We start from the raw sequence: 18,500 nt of genomic DNA, 5'->3' as shown, positions 1-18,500 counted from the left end.
GGATTCATTATTGATATTTTAGGTGGGGATTATTAATATATTTCGCAATTTTGCGTACATAAAAATTAAGTAATGCCACGATTATCTAATAAAGGCCTACAAATGCCTGAGTCGCCTATTCGTAAGCTGGTTCCTTTCGCTGAAGCTGCAAAAAAATTAGGCCGCACCGTGTATCATCTAAACATTGGTCAACCCGATATTAAAACTCCAGAAATTGCCTTAAATGCGGTAAAAAATAGTACAATCGATGTACTTGCTTACAGTCGATCAGAAGGTTCTGAAGTATATAGATCAAAAATTGCAAACTACTATAAATCGCATAATTTACATGTTGATGCTGATGATATTATTGTAACAACCGGCGGTAGTGAAGCATTGTTATTCGCTATGGGAAGCATTACTGATCCGGGAGATGAAGTTATCATTCCAGAACCATTTTATGCCAATTATAACGGATTTGCCACGGCATCGGGTGTTAAGGTAGTCCCTGTTGTTTCAAAATTTGAAGACAACTTTGCCTTACCTCCTATCGAGGAATTTGAGAAGTTAATTACTCCAAAAACGAAGGCAATTTTAATCTGTAATCCAGGAAATCCGACAGGGTACTTATATACAGAAGATGAGATGGCCAAATTATCAGCCATCGTAAAAGAACATGACCTATTTTTAATTTCAGATGAAGTTTATCGTGAATTTGCCTATGACGGATTACAACATCATTCCGTTTTAAAAGATGACACTTTAAAAGACAATGCAATTGTAATCGATTCAGTTTCGAAACGTTATAGTATGTGTGGTGCTAGAATTGGGTGTATTGTTTCTAGGAATAAGAATTTAATTCAAACGGCATTAAAATTTGCACAAGCGCGTCTAAGTCCACCAACATTGGCTCAAATTGCTAGTGAAGCAGCATTAGAAACACCACAAAGCTATTTTGATGACGTTAAAAGTGAATATACTGATCGTAGAAATACATTGGTTAGCGAGTTAGAAAAAATAGAAGGTGTAAAAGTAGCTAAGCCCAAAGGGGCATTTTATTGCATTGCGCAATTGCCAGTTGATAATGCTGAGGATTTTGCACGCTGGATTCTGGAAGACTTTCATCATAACAATGAAACCATCATGGTAGCGCCAGCTGCTGGATTCTATTCCTCAAAGGGAATGGGAAAAAATGAAGTGCGCATTGCTTATGTTTTAAAAGAAGCTGATTTAGTAAGGGCGGCTGAGATATTGAAGGTGGCTTTGGAGGAATACCCTAATTAAATAAAAGCAGTACTAGGGAAAAACGTACATTTGAAATGGCATTATTTGCTAATTAACACCCTCACCCAACCTCTCCCTCAAGGGAGAGGAGTTTTACTTTTAATCTCACATACTATTGGAATTGAACATCCAACAAAATATATCCCTAAAAAATTATAACACTTTCGGCATCGATGTGCTAGCTAAGCATTTTGTTTCTGCACAAAGCGTTGACGAACTTCAAGAGGTTTTAAAACTCACAGACTACTCAGACAAATTTATTCTTGGTGGCGGTAGCAATATGCTTCTAACCAAGGATATTGATGCTTTAGTTGTACATATAGATATCAAAGGAAAAGACATTGTAAAACAAGATGCAAATCATATTGAAGTGCAATGCATGGCAGGCGAAAACTGGCATGAATTTGTATTGTGGTGTATCGATCATGATTTAGGTGGATTAGAAAACATGTCGCTCATTCCCGGAAATGTAGGTACAGCTCCTATTCAAAATATCGGAGCTTATGGCGTGGAGCTAAAAGACACCTTTGTAAGCTGCGATGCGATTGAGGTTAGCACAGGCAAAATCAAAACCTTTACTAAAGAAGATTGTGGTTTCGACTATCGAAATTCTGTTTTTAAAAACGAACTAAAAGGCAAGCACATCATTATTTCAGTTAACTTCAAACTGACAACAAGTAACCATAAGATAAAAACATCATATGGTGCCATTAAAACGGAGCTTGCCGAAAATGGCATTGTAAATCCTTCTATAAAAGAGGTAAGTGATGCCGTAATCGCGATTCGTCAATCAAAACTACCGGACCCAAAAGAACTTGGGAATAGTGGCAGCTTTTTTAAAAACCCCATAGTTTCTAAAGAAGAATTCGATGCATTCTACAAATCAAATCCTAATGCACCTCACTATATAGTATCTGATACGGAGGTGAAAATTCCGGCTGGATGGTTAATAGAACAAGCTGGTTTTAAGGGAAAGCGATTTGGTGATGCCGGCGTGCATAAAAATCAGGCTTTGGTATTGGTTAATTATGATAATGCTTCCGGGACTGAAATTTGGGAATTAGCTGTGCAGATTCAAAAAACGGTTAAAGAACAATTTGGAATTTTGATTGAACCCGAGGTGAATGTGATTTGATTTTTTGAATATGAATAAATACATCTTCTTTATAGCTTTAATTTTCGGAATCAATTCTTGTAAAGAAGTCGAAAAAACAAAAGCTAAATCTCAGCAAATAAAAGAAATCTCAACTGATCTTCAGGTTGATCATTTAAACATTTGGGTTGAAAATCCTGAACTAACAAAAAAGAAATTAAACGAAATTGGATTCACTTCGCTTCCAGATTCTCTTTCTCCAATTCATCATGGCCAAGGAACAACAGGAAGGTATTTTAATTTTTTAAATAGTTATCTGGAACTTATTTTCGTTTACAATCAAAATGAGCTAGAAGAGAATAACAATAAAAACAAGGACCTGGATTTTACCGTAAGGGCTGGAAACAGAATTAATGGAGCCTCACCATTCAGTATTGCATTAAAAGTAAAAGATTACCAAGTTGATAAAATCCCTTTTCAAACAGTCTTATATCATCAAGACTGGATGGAGGAAAACATGAATATACATTCCGCTAAAAGTTCTAAAACCAATATTCAAGAACCATCTGTTTTTGTAGTATATCCTAAAATAGAATCAGATCAGTTTGAGACTCTGGCTGACTTAAAAAATATTCCGGAAGAGTATGCGATTTATCGGGAATTCTTCAAGCATAAAAATGAAGTAAAAAAACTAACAAACATTGTAATCACCTCAACAGATAAGGAGTTAGGTACTGATACGATAAAGGCTTGTAATAAAATTCAAAATCTTACTATTGAAAGCGGACCAGAACATTTAATGGAGTTGTTTTTTGATAATCAAGTGCAAGGAAAAACATTTGATTTAAGACCTGAATTGCCACTTGTGATTTATTTATGAAAGGAACAAAACTTCTCACATCAATCACTTATAAGTTTTGGACATAAATAAAAATCCCCACCAAAAGGCGGGGATTTTCCAACTAAACTAACCTAAAACAAATTATTCTGGAAGAACAACTGCGTCGATGACGTGAATTACTCCGTTAGAAGCAACCACATCTGTTTTGGTAATGATGGCCTTACCACCTTTGGTATCGGTTAACACTGCATTCCCATTTTCAAGAGAAATGCTTAGCGATTGTCCGTTTACCGTCATGATATTATAGACACCATTATTATCTTCTAAAGCTTTGACCAAATTAACAGCGAGCACTTTTGTTGATACTACATGATAGTTAAGTACCTTTCTAAGTTGCTGTTTATTCTCTTGCTTTAATAAATTCTCTACTGTACCAGCTGGCAATTTGCCAAAACCGCTATTTAGGGGAGCAAAAACCGTAAATGGACCTTTCCCTTTCAAGGTTTTATCCAATCCACTTGTTTTTAAAGCGGTAACTAGTGTACTAAACTCATCGATGTTTGAAGCAATATCTACAATATCTAAATCTCGTTTTACCGGATACACCATTGCAAGATCAGTACTCTCAACATCATTATAATCTATCTGTGCCGATAAAGGCACACTGAAAACGAAAGACATAGCCACTATCAAAAAAGCCCTTACTTTCATAATATTAGGTTTTTAATTAATAAATTTGGCTAATACTCGTTTATATAGATACGTCTGAGAAAACGTATTTGGATTTTTCACGAGGTATTAATTTTTTGTTAAGATGTTTTTTGATCATCTTTTAACCAGAACAAGTGCTTGGCATTGGAGAATATCAGTTATTTTTAAGCACTTTTAATATATAGACATTTTAAATATGAGCACATTTTTAGAAGCTCACATTGTACAACTTTTAGGTGAAGAAGACGAGCGTGCTGTCGGACTTATCTATGATAATTATGCCGATACTTTATACGGTGTTGCTTATAAGATTACCAAAGACGATGCGCTTGCCCAAGATGCGTTGCAAGAAAGCTTTGTGAAAATCTGGAAAAAAGCAGCTTCTTATGATGCAAAAAAAGCAAAACTTTTCACTTGGTTATTCAGAATTACTCGCAATACAGCCATAGATAAACTACGAAGTGCAAATTTACGCGATGATCGGGAGATCCAGATTGATATTTCGGACGTATATAATTTAGGTACAACCAGCCTTAAACCAGAACATTTAGATGTGAAAGACCACATCGGCAATCTTGATGAGAAGTATCAAGAGGTGTTAAATGCCTTATTTTTTGAAGGCATGACGCACCAAGAAGCTAGTGAAGCACTTGACGTGCCATTGGGTACAGTTAAGTCTAGACTAAAAATTGGATTAAGAGAACTTAGAAAAGTTTTTAACTGTTTTGTATTATTAATAATACTTGTATTATGAAAGAAAATATTACTACATTTTTGGCGAGTGACGCCTTAGAAAAATATATGTTAGGCACCTGCACCGAAGCAGAGGCCAAACAAACCGAGCATTATATTGATACCTACCCAGAGGTAAGAGATCATTATAACAGTATGCAAGAAAGCCTTGAAAGCTTCGCACAAATGCATGCAATGGAGGCTCCTGCTGACCTACGTGAAAAAGTATTAAGTGATATTCCTGTTATTAAGGTTGTAAAGAAAACCTACTGGATGCAAATAGCAGTTGCTGCTAGTGTCATTTTTGCAGCTTTATCAGTATTCTTCTTTGTTAAGCAAAACAATTTGCTACAAGAAAACAATACTATTTCTCAGGAAATGAGAGATCTTAAACTTTCTATTGAGCAAAACAATTCGCAAATAAGCTCATTGCAAAATGAGTTAAACATGCTTAACAATCCTGATACTAGAAAGTATGTCTTAAACGGGAATGAAAAGGCACGTGAACTTCAAACAGTTGCTTATATAAATACTAAAGAACGTTTATCTTTAATTAACGTCTTAGATTTACCAGATCTTCCTGAAGAAAAATGCTACCAGATGTGGGCAAATGTCGATGGTGAAATGGTAAGCTTAGGTATTTTAGAGATCAATAATAATAAGTTGCTTAATCTACCTTATAAAGAGAATGCACTTAGCTACAATATTACGATCGAACCTAAAGGAGGTAACAAGAAACCTACTGAGGGAAGTACCGTAGCTAACATTGCTTTTTAAGACATAATTAGCGAAAACATTATTGCTGTTTTAGTACCTTTGCATCAAATTATCGGAAGATGAAGTTACTTTTAATTACAACTGTATTACTAGGTCTTGCTTTTGCAGGAATAGCTATAAAAATTTGGGCAAAAAAAGACGGCAAATTTGCTGGTACTTGCGCTAGTCAAAATCCTTTTTTAAATAAAGAAGGAGAATCATGTTCGTTTTGTGGTAAATCTCCTGATGAATTTGATAGTTGTGCAAAGCCTCAACATAATTAGTTAGAAAACATTTTAATAAACCATAAATAAACCCTGATTCCTCAGGGTTTTTGTTTGCAATATTATTTCATCTATTTAGTTATCTTTAACCACTTACGAGGGTAAATTAAAACTATTGGAAGTAACCAAAGCTATTAAAGACGCAAAAAAAGGTGACCAGATCGCCTTTAATTTTCTCCTAGATTCCTATTGGAATAGCGTATACAATTATCAGCTAAAGCGCATTAAAAATGAAAATGATGCCGAGGATGTAACCATCCGAACATTTTCAAAAGCTTTTGATCGCATCGAGACGTTTGATGAGCGCTATAAGTTTGAAACTTGGCTGATTACGATTTCTAAAAATGTGCATATCGATCTTCTGAGAAAGCAGAACGCTTCCATCAATATCGAAACTACGGAAGAGCAGGAACTTAAAGCCTTAGAGGTTATCGATGGCTCCCCTACTCCCGAAGATAAATTGATCACCGAACAGAATCTTGCTCAACTACTTCAATTTATTAAGCAATTAAAACCTGCATATCAGCGTATTATTAATCTTCGTTATTTTCAAGAGCGCAGCTACAAAGAAATTGCTGAGATCTTGAACGAACCGATGAACAATGTAAAAGTGAAATTACTAAGGTCTAAAAAATTACTAGCCGAGATTATCAATAATCAAAAAAATGATTAATCAATTAAAGAAGCTTGGCCCAGGATTACTTTTTGCCGGTGCAGCCATCGGGGTATCCCATTTAGTCCAATCTACTAGAGCAGGTGCCGATTTTGGTTTTGGTTTAATTTGGGCATTGTTACTAGTCAACTTATTTAAATATCCTTTTTTTCAATTCGGTCCACGTTATGCAATGGCGACGGGTGAAAGTTTATTAGATGGTTATAAAAAACTAGGCCGCCCAACACTTATAGCCTATGCATTACTCACTTTAGGAACCATGTTTACAATACAAACAGCAGTCACCATTGTGACGGCTGGCATTGCTGTAAATTTATTTGGTTTTGGTAACCCTGTACTGTGGAGTGTAATCATTACATGTATTTGCATGGCTATCTTACTAATAGGAAAATATAAGCTACTGGATAGCGCTATTAAAGTCATCATTATTACACTAACAATAAGTACGATCATTGCCGTTGCAGCGGCATTAATAAAAAATGACTCTCCCATTTCTGTAACACAAATTTTTCCAGCAGAAGAGGCTGGTATCATATTTCTTATTGCATTTATGGGCTGGATGCCCGCCCCACTTGACATTTCTATTTGGCATTCATTGTGGGCTGTAGAAAAGAAAAAAGATCAATCCGACTTCTCGCCTAAAAATGCCTTATTCGATTTTAATTTGGGCTATATCGCCACAGTCATCTTAGGAATTGGTTTTGTTTCCCTGGGCGCATTAGTAATGTACGGTAGTGGTGAAACATTCTCAGATAAGGGAGGTGTTTTCGCTGGTCAGCTCATCAACCTATACACTGAAAATTTAGGAAGCGGACTCTACATAGTAATAGCTATTGCGGCATTTACTACAATGTTCAGCACTACGCTAACGACTTTGGATGCTTCACCAAGAGCAATGAATAAAGCAATTAGTTTGTTATCAAACAAAAGCTTTAAAAAAGGATATTTGTTTTGGATAGTTGTTCTTGCTGGAGGCACAAGTGTTATTCTTAGCTTATTTTTATCCGATTTGCTTGTCTTAGTAAAGATTGCTACCGTTCTATCATTTATCACTGCACCATTTTATGCCATTGTTAATTTCATTTTAATTAGCGGAAAACACACCCCAAAAGAATGGCGACCTTCATTGTTAATTAAAGTATTGAGTTATTCCGGTATTGCCTTTTTGATAGGATTTAGTATTTGGTATACAACGACCATCTGATATTTCTCTTTTCGATTAAAGTGATTATAGTTCCCATTCCGAATTCCTTATCTTTGTAGTATAAAAATTGTTGTATGAGTACTGATACACTTCAAAGTGTTGCACCACCAAAAGGGAAACCGAAATGGCTACGTGTAAAACTTCCAACAGGAAAGAAATATACTGAGCTTCGTGGACTTGTTGATAAATACAATCTACATACTATATGTACTTCTGGTAGCTGCCCAAATATGGGAGAATGCTGGGGTGAAGGTACTGCAACCTTTATGATCTTGGGTAATGTTTGTACCCGTTCATGCGGTTTTTGTGGAGTCAAAACAGGAAGACCTGATACCGTAGATTGGGACGAACCGGAAAAAGTAGCTCGATCAATTAAAATCATGAATATCAAGCACGCAGTAGTCACTTCCGTAGATCGTGATGATATTAAAGACATGGGATCGATTATGTGGGCAGAAACGGTGAAGGCGATTCGACGTATGAACCCTGAAACTACTTTAGAAACTCTTATTCCAGATTTTCAAGGTGTAGAACGAAATATCGATCGAATCGTCGAAGTAGCTCCCGAAGTGGTTTCTCATAATATGGAAACTGTTAGAAGATTAACCCGCGAGGTTCGTATTCAGGCGAAATATGATCGTAGTTTAGGTGTACTTAAATACTTAAAAGATCAAGGCGTGAATAGAACGAAGTCTGGAATTATGTTAGGTTTAGGAGAACAGGAAAAAGAAGTAATCCAAACATTACATGACCTAAAAGATGCGAACGTTGACGTAGTTACGATTGGTCAATATTTGCAACCTACTAAAAAACACTTGCCTGTAAAGCAATTTATCTTACCCGAACAATTTGAAAAATATAAAGAGATTGGGTTAGATCTCGGATTCCGTCATGTTGAAAGCGGAGCTTTGGTTAGATCATCATACAAGGCACAGAAGCATATTTTATAAGCTGTTTTATTTTCCTCCTTCAAACTGTAAACTTCAATTTTGCAATAATTAAGTATGGGCACTCCTATTACAATTGCTATTAATGGTTTTGGTCGCATAGGTCGCACACTGTTTAGAATTCTTCAACAACATTCTGAAATTGAAGTTGTCGCGATTAATGATCTAGCAGATACGAAGACCATGGCGCATTTATTAAAATACGATAGTATACATGGTGTTCTAGATGCGGATATATCTCACGACGAAAATCACATCATCGTAGAAGGAAAAAGTATTCCGCATTTGAATCAAGCTTATCTTACATCATTAGATTGGAGCCAATATGATGTAGATATTGTTGTTGAAAGTACAGGAAAATTCAAAACAAGAGAAGCTCTTCAAAATCACATAAAAAACGGAGCGAAAAAGGTGATTTTATCAGTACCACCAGCTGATAATTCTATAAAAATGATTGTTCTGGGTGTAAATGAAGACATTTTAACTGGTGATGAAACAATCATTTCCAACGCGTCATGTACCACAAATAATGCGGCACCAATGATCCAGATCATTAACGAACTCTGTGGCATTGACCAAGCATATATAACCACTATTCACTCATACACGACTGATCAGAGCTTGCATGACCAACCCCATCGCGATTTAAGACGAGCACGAGCCGCTAGTCAATCTATCGTTCCTACGACAACTGGGGCCGCTAAGGCATTAACTACTGTATTTCCTGATCTTGCTAAAGTTATTGGCGGCTGTGGCATACGAGTTCCCGTTCCTGATGGTTCGTTAACTGATATTACTTTTAATGTAAAACGTCCTGCAAGCATTCAACAAATAAATGAGGCATTTAGAAAAGCTTCCCAGAGTTCTTATAAAGGAATAATTAGTTATACAGAAGACCCTATTGTCTCTATTGATGTAGTAGGTAATTCGCATTCTTGCGTTTTTGATGCGGGAATGACATCATCAATTGGCACTATGGTCAAGATCATTGGGTGGTATGATAATGAGTTTGGCTATTCATCTAGAATTGTTGATTTAATCAATTTAGTTTCAAAGAAATAATTATATTAGACGATTATTGTAGTGCAAATGCGGGCCCTTGTAATAAAAATCTTTATTGTCTTGTCTCTTTTATCTTACAGTTTAGGATTGAGTCAAGAAGTAACTGTTGCTGATAGTATCGACGTGCTTATTCAAAATGCGTATGAACTCAAAAATCAGTCATATGACAGTAAAGCGTTCCGTGCCATAGATCAAGCGAAAGAGCAAGCAGAACGTGCTAATGACGAACTCAGACTAGCGATTTGTTACAACCTCTATGCATCTTTGTACCTTACCTATGATGAAAATCTAAATAAAGTCCCCGATTTACTTCAAGTTGCTTCTGATCTTCTTTTTAAAGTAAAAGATAAGGGCAATCTAATTATCAATGATCGTTTATGGGCTGAATATTACCTTAAACTTGGTAAATACGAACAGGCGGACACCTATATTGAAGACGCAGCAACACATATTGCAAACGATAGTTTGACAGATTTTCTTGGGGGCGTCAAACTTGCCCGTGGTCAATATTATCTTGAAAAACAAGAATATGATGAGACAATAGAGACGTTAAAAAATGCCCTTCCCATTATCGATCCTTACGAGGGTGGGTTCTTAAATGCGCTAGCCCATGTAAGTATGGCTTCAGCATATAATGCGCTAAAAAAAACAGGGGAGGCTGAGCAACATGCAAAAAAAGCGTTGCAAATGGCAAGTCGTGATGCTGACTATCCTTTGATAAAAATTGAAGCTAATAAATTACTAGGTGATATTGCCAAAACCCAAAATAATCTAGTCGATGCTGTCTTTTTTCTTGAGAAGCATTATTCTCTCAAAGATTCCATTCTAACCATAGAAAAAGCCCAGGCGGTTAATCGTGCTGCCAATCGTTCTGCTCTTGATTTGGCGGACACCCAGTTAAAACAGAAGGATGAAGAATTAGAAAAAAGTAAAGAAACTACCGACCGGCAGAACATGACTATTATTCTCAGTTCTGCACTGTTGATCATTATCTCATTATTGACGATTTCCTTATACCGAAACAACGTTATAAAAATTAAAACCAATAAGCTACTTCTTAAGAAAAATAGCGAATTAGTGTTGGCAAAAGACGAAGCTGAAGCTGCTTTAAAAGCAAAAGCTAATTTCCTTTCTACCGTAAGTCATGAATTGCGAACACCCCTCTATGCCGTAACTGGGTTAACTCGATTGCTTATGGAGGAAGATCCTAAAGAACATCAAAAAGAATATTTAAAATCACTGAAATTTTCAGGCGATTATCTATTGGCGTTAATAAATGACATCTTACAGTTAAATAAGATGGAAGCGCAAAAACTAACGGTTTATCAAGAAGACATTAGTTTACGCGAAGTGGTAAAGGAAGTTAGTGATAGTATGGCGCAAACTTCAACGCAAAATAGAAACAAAATCACCATTAATATTGATGATGCAGTACCGGAGTTTGTTGTGGGTGATAAGATAAAACTATCTCAGGTTCTTATTAATCTAGTTGGTAATGCACTCAAGTTTACCAAAGATGGCGAAGTACAGGTCAATCTTAAATATCTAGAAGAAGGCAAACGCTCACATACCATTTATTTTGAGGTACGTGATGATGGTATCGGAATTTCAGAAGAGAAGCAGAAAACGATTTTTGAAAGCTTTTCTCAAGGTTCTAAACAAATCAACAGAAAATATGGTGGTACTGGCCTAGGGCTATCAATAGTAAAGAGTTTACTTGAGTTAGTTAATAGTAATATCAACCTTGAAAGTGAGCTAGGTAAAGGGAGTGCTTTTTCTTTTAGTATTAAGTTCAAAAAATCTAAAAAACAGACGGTGACAGCTACACCCAAAATAGAATTTAAACCGTCAATAAACCCAGCCTCTATAGATAACGAAAGCTATCAGGGAATGCATATTTTATTGGTAGAGGACAACAAGATCAATCAGGTTATCACTAAGAAAATGATAACCAAAAAAGGGATGACTTGTGATATTGCCAATAATGGTTTTGAGGCCATAGATCTTATTAAGGCAAACCATTACGAATTGGTTTTAATGGATATCCATATGCCAGGAATGGGTGGCGTAGAAGCAACCACTAAGGTACGCGAGTTTAACAAAGAGTTACCAATTATTGCACTTACCGCAGTCGCAATCGACGAGAATATGGAGGAATTTATGGATGTTGGTTTCAGCGATGTAATTAGCAAGCCATTTAAACCTGAGGACTTTTATCGAAGTGTCAATACCTTCTTGATTAAGGACGTTTCTTAGTACTTTCTACATATTTTTTTAGCGAATCATCAAAAATTTTGGCATCTCGACCTAGAAATTCTGTTTTAATCTCAAGATAAAAAAGGCTTGCTATTTCATTTTTCAAACGAACAAAATCTTTCTCTGTAGTTAATAAAACATACTCTTTATTCAATTCCTTAAGCGAGCTAATCTCCGTCTCAGAAAAATGATGATGATCTGGATAATTGAGGTGTTGTTTTATAGTGATTTTCTGTTCTTTCAAAAATTCAACTAGCGGTTTAGGATTTGCAATTCCTGTAATTAGTACAACTTCTTTTTGCCCTAATTCAAACAAACTAAATTCTTCATCGAGCGCGTTTGTTACTTTATTACTATATATTATCGCACTAAATACTAGTTGTTGATTAGGATTAACATGTAATGATTTTATAATTTCCTCTCGTTTGTTTTTCGAAAGGCCTTGAGGACATTTGGTTACCACGATTATATCGGCTCGTTTAGCACCACTTCTTGGCTCTCTTAAATCCCCTGTTGGGAGCAAAATGTCATTACTATATAAATTTCCATAAGCAGTCAATAAGATATTAAACCCGCCGTGCACCTTTCTATGCTGATAGGCGTCGTCCAACACAACCACTTCTGGTTTAATTTCACCTTTAAGTAATCGGCTAATTCCATTTACCCGGTCGGCATCTACAGCAACCAATACTTCACTAAATTTGTTGTAAAACTGAAAAGGCTCATCACCCAAGGTTTTAGCAGAATCATTTTCCGTTGCTAGGATAAATCCATGTGTTTCTCGTTTATAACCCCTGCTCAAGATTGCGAGCTGGGCATTATTTTTCAACAATCGTACAACATACTCAACCATTGGAGATTTACCCGTACCACCAACATTTAAATTACCTACTACAATTGTCGGAACATCGAAGTGCGTACTTTTCAAAATTCCTATATCATACATCCAATTTCTCATCCAAGTAATCAGGTAGTAAATAGGCACAAAAGGCAGTAGTAATTTTCTAAATAGCCGCATACGGGCGAAATTATACTATTTTTATCTTTATAAAAAATAAGGACTAATGACCATTAAAGAGGTTAGTACAATTATAGAAATACTTGCACCCCTGCCATACGCCGAAGATTTTGATAATGTAGGTTTATTAGTTGGCCAATATCAGACAGAAGTCACTGGTATTCTGGTTGCACACGACGCATTAGAAAGTGTCGTAGACGAAGCCATTGCTACAAACTGCAATCTTATTGTTAGCTTTCATCCAATCGTATTTAAAGGCATCAAAAAGTTTAATGGCACCGATTATGTGCAACGTGTGGTCATGAAAGCCATTAAGAACGATATCGCTATCTATGCAATACATACAGCACTTGACAACTGTATTGAAGGTGTAAACGCAGCTATATGCAATGCACTTGGATTAAACGATAGACAAATACTTATTCCACAAAAAAACACTGTCAAGAAATTAATTACTTATGTTCCCGTTTCAAAAGCGGCTGACCTGCGAAAGGCTTTATTTGATAATGGTGCTGGAGCAATTGGTAATTATGACGAATGCAGTTTTAACGTTCAAGGTATTGGTACCTTTAACGGGAACGAAGCCTCGAACCCGACAGTTGGTGAAAAAGGAACTACCCAATATGAAGATGAAATTCAACTTGGCATTACTTTTCACAAACACTTAGAATCTAAGATCATTAAAACTTTAATAGAAGAGCACCCTTACGAAGAGGTTGCATATGAAATTACTACCCTAGAAAACACCAATCAACATATTGGTATGGGCATGACAGGTTTACTTGACGTAGAAATGGATGAAAGCACCTTTTTAAGCCATGTAAAAAAATGCCTTCCCACAGGATGTATTCGACACAGCGCTTTGCTAAACAAAGCGATTAAAAAAGTCGCTGTTTTAGGAGGATCAGGTAGTTTTGCAATAGCCAATGCAAAACGTTCTGGTGCACAAGCATTTATTACTGCCGACTTAAAATATCACGATTTTTATCAAGCTGAAAATGATATTCTTTTAGTTGATGTAGGCCATTATGAAAGTGAACAATTTACAAAAACGATTTTAGCTGAGCATCTTACCAAAAAAATTGCTAATTTTGCACCTGCCTTAGCGGAAGGCAAGATTATTATTTCAAAGCAAAACACCAATCCGGTCAAGTATTTTTAGAGTATGGCAAAAAAAGAAGTTACTGTTGAAGAGAAATTACGTGCACTGTTTGATTTACAGCTCATTGATTCTCGTGTTGATGAAATTAAAAATGTTCGTGGTGAACTTCCTTTAGAAGTTGAAGATCTAGAAGATGAAGTTGCAGGACTAAATACTAGAATGGAAAAGTTGAACGATGATCTTTCTCAAATTGATGATAATATCAAAGGGAAAAAGATTTTGATCGAAGAGGCAAAGACCTTGATCAAAAAATACAACGATCAGCAAAAAAATGTTCGAAATAATCGTGAATTCAATTCACTATCTAAAGAAGTAGAATTCCAAGAGCTAGAAATTCAATTAGCTGAAAAGCACATAAAAGAATTTAAAGCGCAAATCGAGCAGAAGAAAGAAGTAATTAGCGAAACAAAAGAGAAGTTAACTGAGCGCCAGACGCACTTAAAGCATAAAAAATCTGAGCTTGACGATATTTTAAAGGAAACTGAGAAAGAAGAGCAAGCTTTGATCGCAAAGTCTGAGGAATTTGAAAAACAAATTGAAGAACGTTTAGTAAATGCATATAAGCGTATTCGTGGTAGTGTGAAAAACGGACTAGCAGTAGTACCAATCGAACGTGGTGCAAGTGGTGGTTCTTACTTTACTATTCCGCCTCAAGTACAAATGGAAATTGCTGCAAGAAAAAAGATTATCACTGATGAACATAGTGGCCGTATTCTAGTAGATCCTAACCTTGCGAACGAAGAACGTGAAAAAATGGCAAAAATATTTAGTAAGATTTAATCTTATCAAAATAGTTCATATCAAAACCCGCTCGAAAAGCGGGTTTTTTGTTTTAAGACAACTTTAACAGCGCCTACATTGTAATAAAATCCAAAGTAGTTCGTCTAAACGTATATAAGGTATCCAATCCGCTATATGCGTCTATATATTCTCACCGGCCTCTTGCTCTAGTAAGGGGCTTTTTTATTTCTTTATAGGAATATCACTAATTTGTAAGGACTCATTAAAAAAAAGACCAATCTTTCATGACGAAAGAATTTAACCAATTTACCACTGATGCTATTTTTAAATTAGGAGATGAAACCTTGCTACAAAGTTTTAAAAAAAGTCAAAAACTTCCACTCTTTACATTTATACGTACAAAAGAAAAGCAAGCTTCGCTCTATATTGATGACGTTATTACCACTATCCCACCCAATAGTATTTTGTCATTAACTCCTAATCATTTTATTAAAGTTGTCGACTTACGCAACGTCATTATATATCAATTCAATAGGGAGTTCTACTGCATAAAGGACCATGATAAAGAAGTGAGCTGTGTAGGGGTTTTGTTTTATGGCCATCACCAAAAACCAATTATTGAACTAAATAAAACTGAACTGAAAAAATTTAATGTCTTACATGATATTTTTTTAGATGAAATGGAAACTGAAGATACTATTCAAGCAGAAATGTTGCGAATGTTAATGACTCGCTTTATCATTAAAACGACTCGGCTTTACAAACAAGGCAATCAATTACCTGAGACAGAAAAAATCGATCTTTTAAGGCATTTTAATGTTCTAGTAGAAGATCATTTTAGAAACGAGCATTCTGTAAAGTTTTATGCTGACAAGCTCTTTAAGTCTCCAAAAACGCTATCTAATAGTTTTGCTAAATATGATCGATCTCCACTACAGATCATACATGATCGAATTGTTTTAGAGGCAAAACGCCTATTACATTATACTGATAAAAGCGCTAAACAAATAGCTTTCGACCTTGGTTTTGAAGACCCCTCGCATTTAAGTAGATTGTTTAAAAAACATACTGGACAAAGCCCATCGACAATTAGAGGAAGTAAGTAGCGCAATTACTTTTTCAATTTCAGTATGTTGTATCTTTAAGCTACAAATAAAGCTGAAGTGTCATATAACAAATTAATAATTGAAGAACGAAGTCGCGATATTGGTGATTTCTTAGTAGGAAGATTAATCCCATTTCGAAAAAAACGAATGGTTGGTCCATTCGCATTTATTGATCATATGGGTCCTTCCGAAATAGGAAATGGAAAATTCTTAGATGTAGATCAACATCCACATATCGGATTAGCTACATTAACTTATTTGTTAGAAGGGCAAATTCATCATAATGACAGTATTGGCACTTCGCAAATTATTACACCCGAATCTGTAAACTGGATGGTCGCTGGAAAAGGTTGCTCGCATACGGAGCGAACTCCAGAAGCACTTCGTGAAAATGGGAATCACAAATTACATGGTTATCAAATTTGGATTGCACTTCCCAAACAACTAGAAGATATCGATCCTGAATTTCATCATATAAAAGCAAACCAATTACCCAACTGGAGCGATGGAAGCACCAGTTTTAAATTAATTGCTGGAAAAGGGTTTGGCAAAGAATCCCCTGTACCCGTTCACTCACCTCTTTTTATGGTAGAGATTAAAACTAAAGAAGCCTATCGTTTTTCAGCAAAAGGAAAACTTCAAGGTGAAATTGGAATATGTATTGTTTCCGGAGGTATAAAAGCGTGTGATGAAAGCATCAAGGAAGGTAATATGCTTATTAGTAAAACCGAAGACATTTGCGACATACTCATTCAACCCGATACCCATTTATTGCTTTTTGGCGGTGAGCCATTTCCGGAAGAACGCCATATATTTTGGAATTTCGTATCCCATTCCAAGGAAAAAATAGAAGAGGCTAAGACAAATTGGGAAAATAGAAATTGGCCGAAAGTTAAGGGAGACGAAACTTATGTACCGCTCCCGAAACCTCCTCAATTTAAATAACTCGTTACTGGTTTTAAGCGATTTGAGTCAGGTATTTACTCAAACCTTCAAATACACCGCCCCAACCGTTCATGGCGCCCATATCAAGTTGTTGCTTTGCATATTCGGGTGTAGGGTGAACAACTTTAAATGTAAATTCAGTTTTATCACCCGCTTCCATAAAGTCGGCAACCAAAGTCACTCCATCGGTCATAGGCAAAAAACTTGCTGTTGTAACGATTCGATTTTTAGGACTGATTTCAACATATCTACCTTTGGCGATAAATTCATTTCCATTATCCATCATCATACTATATTCCCAGTCACCTTCTACTTCAAAATCAAACTTTTTAATGTCCATAGTCATTGGTCCAGGTGACCACCAGTTGGCTATATGTTCCGGCTTCGTCCAAGCTTCCCAAACTAGATCTAGAGGTGCATCAAAGGCTCTCTCAATTGTTAGCACACAATTAGCAGGTGCATTTTTATAATCCATAATTTATTGATTTTTACGTTTAAGTTCTTCTAGATAATTCTCGAAATTATCCAGTTTATTATCCCATAATTTTCTATACTTCTCTAGCCAGTCAGCCACCGTCATTAATTGCTTGGGCACAATCGTACAAATTCGTGCCCGCCCATCCTTTTTAATATGAATCACCTCACATTCATTTAAGATCTTAAGGTGCTTCGAAATAGCTGGTCGACTTATTTCAAAATTCTCTGCCACCTCATTTACAGTCATATCCTCTTTACTCAACAACTCAATGATATCTCTCCTAACCGGATCGGCAATGGCCTGAAAAACATCTCTTCTCATAATCATGTAACTAATCGGTTACAAATATATGTGTAATCATTCGGTTACACAAATTTATTTAATAAAACCATCAGTTTAGGTATTAAATACAGTATCCCTACGTACACATACCGTATGCGAACCCATCTCCCACTAATTTTCTTCATAGGATGAAGACTCCGGTATACATTCGCAGTCAATAATCAATAAATCATATTTAATAATGAAGATCAATTTAAGAACTACAGTAGGCTTACTTTTTCTTTTTGCGGCAATGTTTCAGGTTACAGCCCAAAACAAACTACATACGCTAAGTTTTAAAAAGGGAGAAGTGCTTGATATTTTATTACTATCAAACAACCCTGATATCAACACTTTATTTGACAGATACAAGAAGACTGCCTTTCCTGTAGCTTCAAAATATTCTTATCAACCAATGCCTGGTTTTAGAATTAAAAATACCACTAAGGGAAATAACGAAGCCAATACTTTTGTATTTGGTAAATGGAACTCTCTTGAAAAAAGAGAAGCCTTTTTAGATGCTATTGTTCCAGCTGTTCCAGATTTTCATGAACAGCGTAAAGCAATTTTCAAATATTTTGTGCTTGCATATCACGAAATGCCCGCCAATACAACATTCACAATAGATCGTAATAAGTATAATGTTGTGACTTCCTATTGGAGCAAGAGCAAAAAGGAAAAGCAGTTTCTAAAAAATCAAAAATCGAACATCGCTAATTATGGCGGAAAACTAATTTTAGTTCTGCAAAACGGAAAAACCCCAGAAGGATATGAGTACGATCCTACAGTTACCATCATTACACAATGGGAAAGTCAAAAGGCATTTGAAAGATACCAGAAAAAAACTGAGAAATCGTTGTTAAAGAGTATAAAAAACACCCATCAATTCGTCTTGAATTAGCTAATT

Annotated in this window: 20 protein-coding genes; 16 read left to right on the top strand and 4 right to left on the bottom strand. The window is 35.8% G+C overall.

Annotated elements, in window-relative coordinates; genetic code table 11:
• Positions 1–72 precede the first annotated feature (72 nt).
• The 3 genes from GWK10_RS14300 to GWK10_RS14290 all read left to right on the top strand — a co-directional run bounded on the left by GWK10_RS14300 (position 73) and on the right by GWK10_RS14290 (position 3,236).
• Positions 73–1,263 (top strand): pyridoxal phosphate-dependent aminotransferase, encoded by a 1,191-nt coding sequence (locus GWK10_RS14300; protein ID WP_164033057.1) that lies wholly within the window; start codon positions 73–75, stop codon positions 1,261–1,263.
• Between the two features lie 121 nt (positions 1,264–1,384).
• Entirely contained in the window at positions 1,385–2,398 is a 1,014-nt protein-coding gene (gene murB / locus GWK10_RS14295) for a UDP-N-acetylmuramate dehydrogenase (protein WP_164033148.1), read from the top strand.
• A gap of 10 nt (positions 2,399–2,408) precedes the next feature.
• Positions 2,409–3,236, top strand: coding sequence for a hypothetical protein (locus GWK10_RS14290; protein ID WP_164033056.1), 828 nt, complete (start codon positions 2,409–2,411; stop codon positions 3,234–3,236).
• 102 nt (positions 3,237–3,338) lie between these two features.
• Here the strand turns inward: GWK10_RS14290 and GWK10_RS14285 are convergent, their stop codons facing one another.
• Entirely contained in the window at positions 3,339–3,908 is a 570-nt protein-coding gene (locus tag GWK10_RS14285; RefSeq protein WP_164033055.1) for a fasciclin domain-containing protein, read from the bottom strand.
• Between the two features lie 196 nt (positions 3,909–4,104).
• Here GWK10_RS14285 and GWK10_RS14280 point away from each other — a divergent pair, with 196 nt between their 5' ends.
• From GWK10_RS14280 to GWK10_RS14245, 8 genes are all read left to right on the top strand, one after another.
• On the top strand, positions 4,105–4,662 hold the full coding sequence (locus GWK10_RS14280) for an RNA polymerase sigma factor (RefSeq protein WP_164033054.1): 558 nt from the start codon (positions 4,105–4,107) through the stop codon (positions 4,660–4,662).
• Positions 4,659–5,417 (top strand): anti-sigma factor, encoded by a 759-nt coding sequence (locus GWK10_RS14275; RefSeq protein WP_164033053.1) that lies wholly within the window; start codon positions 4,659–4,661, stop codon positions 5,415–5,417. The genes GWK10_RS14280 and GWK10_RS14275 overlap by 4 nt, the downstream gene beginning before the upstream one ends.
• 59 nt (positions 5,418–5,476) lie before the next feature.
• On the top strand, positions 5,477–5,680 hold the full coding sequence (locus GWK10_RS14270) for a membrane or secreted protein (protein WP_164033052.1): 204 nt from the start codon (positions 5,477–5,479) through the stop codon (positions 5,678–5,680).
• Positions 5,681–5,795: 115 nt separating this feature from the next.
• Positions 5,796–6,353 (top strand): RNA polymerase sigma factor, encoded by a 558-nt coding sequence (locus GWK10_RS14265; protein WP_164033051.1) that lies wholly within the window; start codon positions 5,796–5,798, stop codon positions 6,351–6,353.
• Positions 6,346–7,557, top strand: coding sequence for an Nramp family divalent metal transporter (locus GWK10_RS14260; protein ID WP_164033050.1), 1,212 nt, complete (start codon positions 6,346–6,348; stop codon positions 7,555–7,557). Before GWK10_RS14265 ends, GWK10_RS14260 begins: the two co-directional genes overlap by 8 nt.
• Before the next feature lie 74 nt (positions 7,558–7,631).
• Entirely contained in the window at positions 7,632–8,507 is an 876-nt protein-coding gene (gene lipA, locus GWK10_RS14255) for a lipoyl synthase (protein ID WP_164033049.1), read from the top strand.
• A 54-nt stretch (positions 8,508–8,561) separates the two neighbouring features.
• Positions 8,562–9,566 (top strand): type I glyceraldehyde-3-phosphate dehydrogenase, encoded by a 1,005-nt coding sequence (gene gap / locus GWK10_RS14250; RefSeq protein WP_164033048.1) that lies wholly within the window; start codon positions 8,562–8,564, stop codon positions 9,564–9,566.
• A 60-nt stretch (positions 9,567–9,626) separates the two neighbouring features.
• The gene (locus GWK10_RS14245) at positions 9,627–11,822 is read left to right on the top strand and encodes an ATP-binding protein (RefSeq protein ID WP_164033047.1); all 2,196 of its coding nucleotides are present in this window, start codon (positions 9,627–9,629) and stop codon (positions 11,820–11,822) included.
• Here GWK10_RS14245 and lpxK read toward each other — a convergent pair.
• Positions 11,806–12,840, bottom strand: a complete 1,035-nt coding sequence (gene lpxK / locus GWK10_RS14240) for a tetraacyldisaccharide 4'-kinase (RefSeq protein WP_164033046.1) — start codon at positions 12,838–12,840, stop codon at positions 11,806–11,808. The genes GWK10_RS14245 and lpxK overlap by 17 nt on opposite strands.
• Positions 12,841–12,886: 46 nt before the next feature.
• Here lpxK and GWK10_RS14235 point away from each other — a divergent pair, with 46 nt between their 5' ends.
• The 4 genes from GWK10_RS14235 to GWK10_RS14220 all read left to right on the top strand — a co-directional run bounded on the left by GWK10_RS14235 (position 12,887) and on the right by GWK10_RS14220 (position 16,794).
• Positions 12,887–14,002 carry a Nif3-like dinuclear metal center hexameric protein gene (locus GWK10_RS14235; RefSeq protein ID WP_164033045.1) on the top strand — a complete coding sequence of 372 codons (1,116 nt, stop codon included), beginning with the start codon at positions 12,887–12,889 and terminating at the stop codon, positions 14,000–14,002.
• A 3-nt stretch (positions 14,003–14,005) separates the two neighbouring features.
• Positions 14,006–14,782, top strand: coding sequence for a zinc ribbon domain-containing protein (locus GWK10_RS14230; RefSeq protein WP_164033044.1), 777 nt, complete (start codon positions 14,006–14,008; stop codon positions 14,780–14,782).
• A gap of 245 nt (positions 14,783–15,027) precedes the next feature.
• The gene (locus GWK10_RS14225; RefSeq protein WP_164033043.1) at positions 15,028–15,849 is read left to right on the top strand and encodes an AraC family transcriptional regulator; all 822 of its coding nucleotides are present in this window, start codon (positions 15,028–15,030) and stop codon (positions 15,847–15,849) included.
• Positions 15,850–15,906: 57 nt separating this feature from the next.
• The gene (locus tag GWK10_RS14220; RefSeq protein ID WP_164033042.1) at positions 15,907–16,794 is read left to right on the top strand and encodes a pirin family protein; all 888 of its coding nucleotides are present in this window, start codon (positions 15,907–15,909) and stop codon (positions 16,792–16,794) included.
• Positions 16,795–16,807: 13 nt separating this feature from the next.
• Here GWK10_RS14220 and GWK10_RS14215 read toward each other — a convergent pair whose 3' ends face one another.
• Positions 16,808–17,269: an SRPBCC family protein gene (locus tag GWK10_RS14215; RefSeq protein ID WP_164033041.1), complete on the bottom strand. Its 462-nt coding sequence runs from the start codon at positions 17,267–17,269 to the stop codon at positions 16,808–16,810.
• Between the two features lie 3 nt (positions 17,270–17,272).
• Positions 17,273–17,599 (bottom strand): ArsR/SmtB family transcription factor, encoded by a 327-nt coding sequence (locus GWK10_RS14210; protein ID WP_239540765.1) that lies wholly within the window; start codon positions 17,597–17,599, stop codon positions 17,273–17,275.
• A gap of 196 nt (positions 17,600–17,795) precedes the next feature.
• Between GWK10_RS14210 and GWK10_RS14205 the strand changes: the two genes are divergently transcribed.
• Positions 17,796–18,494: a hypothetical protein gene (locus tag GWK10_RS14205; RefSeq protein ID WP_164033040.1), complete on the top strand. Its 699-nt coding sequence runs from the start codon at positions 17,796–17,798 to the stop codon at positions 18,492–18,494.
• The last annotated feature ends 6 nt before the right edge of the window (positions 18,495–18,500 follow it).

The organism is Spongiivirga citrea (genome assembly GCF_010671565.1).
Taxonomy (GTDB): Bacteria; Bacteroidota; Bacteroidia; order Flavobacteriales; family Flavobacteriaceae; genus Spongiivirga; species Spongiivirga citrea.
This window is presented reverse-complemented; position numbering and strand designations above follow the sequence as displayed.

Excerpts from the sequence above, each read along its gene's own strand:
- GWK10_RS14225 (WP_164033043.1), top strand. The coding sequence starts at position 15,028 with ATGACGAAAGAATTTAACCAATTTACCACTGATGCTATTTTTAAATTA.
- GWK10_RS14280 (WP_164033054.1), top strand. The coding sequence starts at position 4,105 with ATGAGCACATTTTTAGAAGCTCACATTGTACAACTTTTAGGTGAAGAA.
- GWK10_RS14275 (WP_164033053.1), top strand. The coding sequence starts at position 4,659 with ATGAAAGAAAATATTACTACATTTTTGGCGAGTGACGCCTTAGAAAAA.
- GWK10_RS14290 (WP_164033056.1), top strand. The coding sequence starts at position 2,409 with ATGAATAAATACATCTTCTTTATAGCTTTAATTTTCGGAATCAATTCT.
- GWK10_RS14300 (WP_164033057.1), top strand. The coding sequence starts at position 73 with ATGCCACGATTATCTAATAAAGGCCTACAAATGCCTGAGTCGCCTATT.
- GWK10_RS14205 (WP_164033040.1), top strand. The coding sequence starts at position 17,796 with ATGAAGATCAATTTAAGAACTACAGTAGGCTTACTTTTTCTTTTTGCG.
- GWK10_RS14285 (WP_164033055.1), bottom strand. The coding sequence starts at position 3,908 with ATGAAAGTAAGGGCTTTTTTGATAGTGGCTATGTCTTTCGTTTTCAGT.
- GWK10_RS14215 (WP_164033041.1), bottom strand. The coding sequence starts at position 17,269 with ATGGATTATAAAAATGCACCTGCTAATTGTGTGCTAACAATTGAGAGA.
- lpxK (WP_164033046.1), bottom strand. The coding sequence starts at position 12,840 with ATGCGGCTATTTAGAAAATTACTACTGCCTTTTGTGCCTATTTACTAC.
- GWK10_RS14235 (WP_164033045.1), top strand. The coding sequence starts at position 12,887 with ATGACCATTAAAGAGGTTAGTACAATTATAGAAATACTTGCACCCCTG.
- GWK10_RS14230 (WP_164033044.1), top strand. The coding sequence starts at position 14,006 with ATGGCAAAAAAAGAAGTTACTGTTGAAGAGAAATTACGTGCACTGTTT.
- lipA (WP_164033049.1), top strand. The coding sequence starts at position 7,632 with ATGAGTACTGATACACTTCAAAGTGTTGCACCACCAAAAGGGAAACCG.
- GWK10_RS14270 (WP_164033052.1), top strand. The coding sequence starts at position 5,477 with ATGAAGTTACTTTTAATTACAACTGTATTACTAGGTCTTGCTTTTGCA.
- GWK10_RS14260 (WP_164033050.1), top strand. The coding sequence starts at position 6,346 with ATGATTAATCAATTAAAGAAGCTTGGCCCAGGATTACTTTTTGCCGGT.
- gap (WP_164033048.1), top strand. The coding sequence starts at position 8,562 with ATGGGCACTCCTATTACAATTGCTATTAATGGTTTTGGTCGCATAGGT.
- GWK10_RS14210 (WP_239540765.1), bottom strand. The coding sequence starts at position 17,599 with ATGATTATGAGAAGAGATGTTTTTCAGGCCATTGCCGATCCGGTTAGG.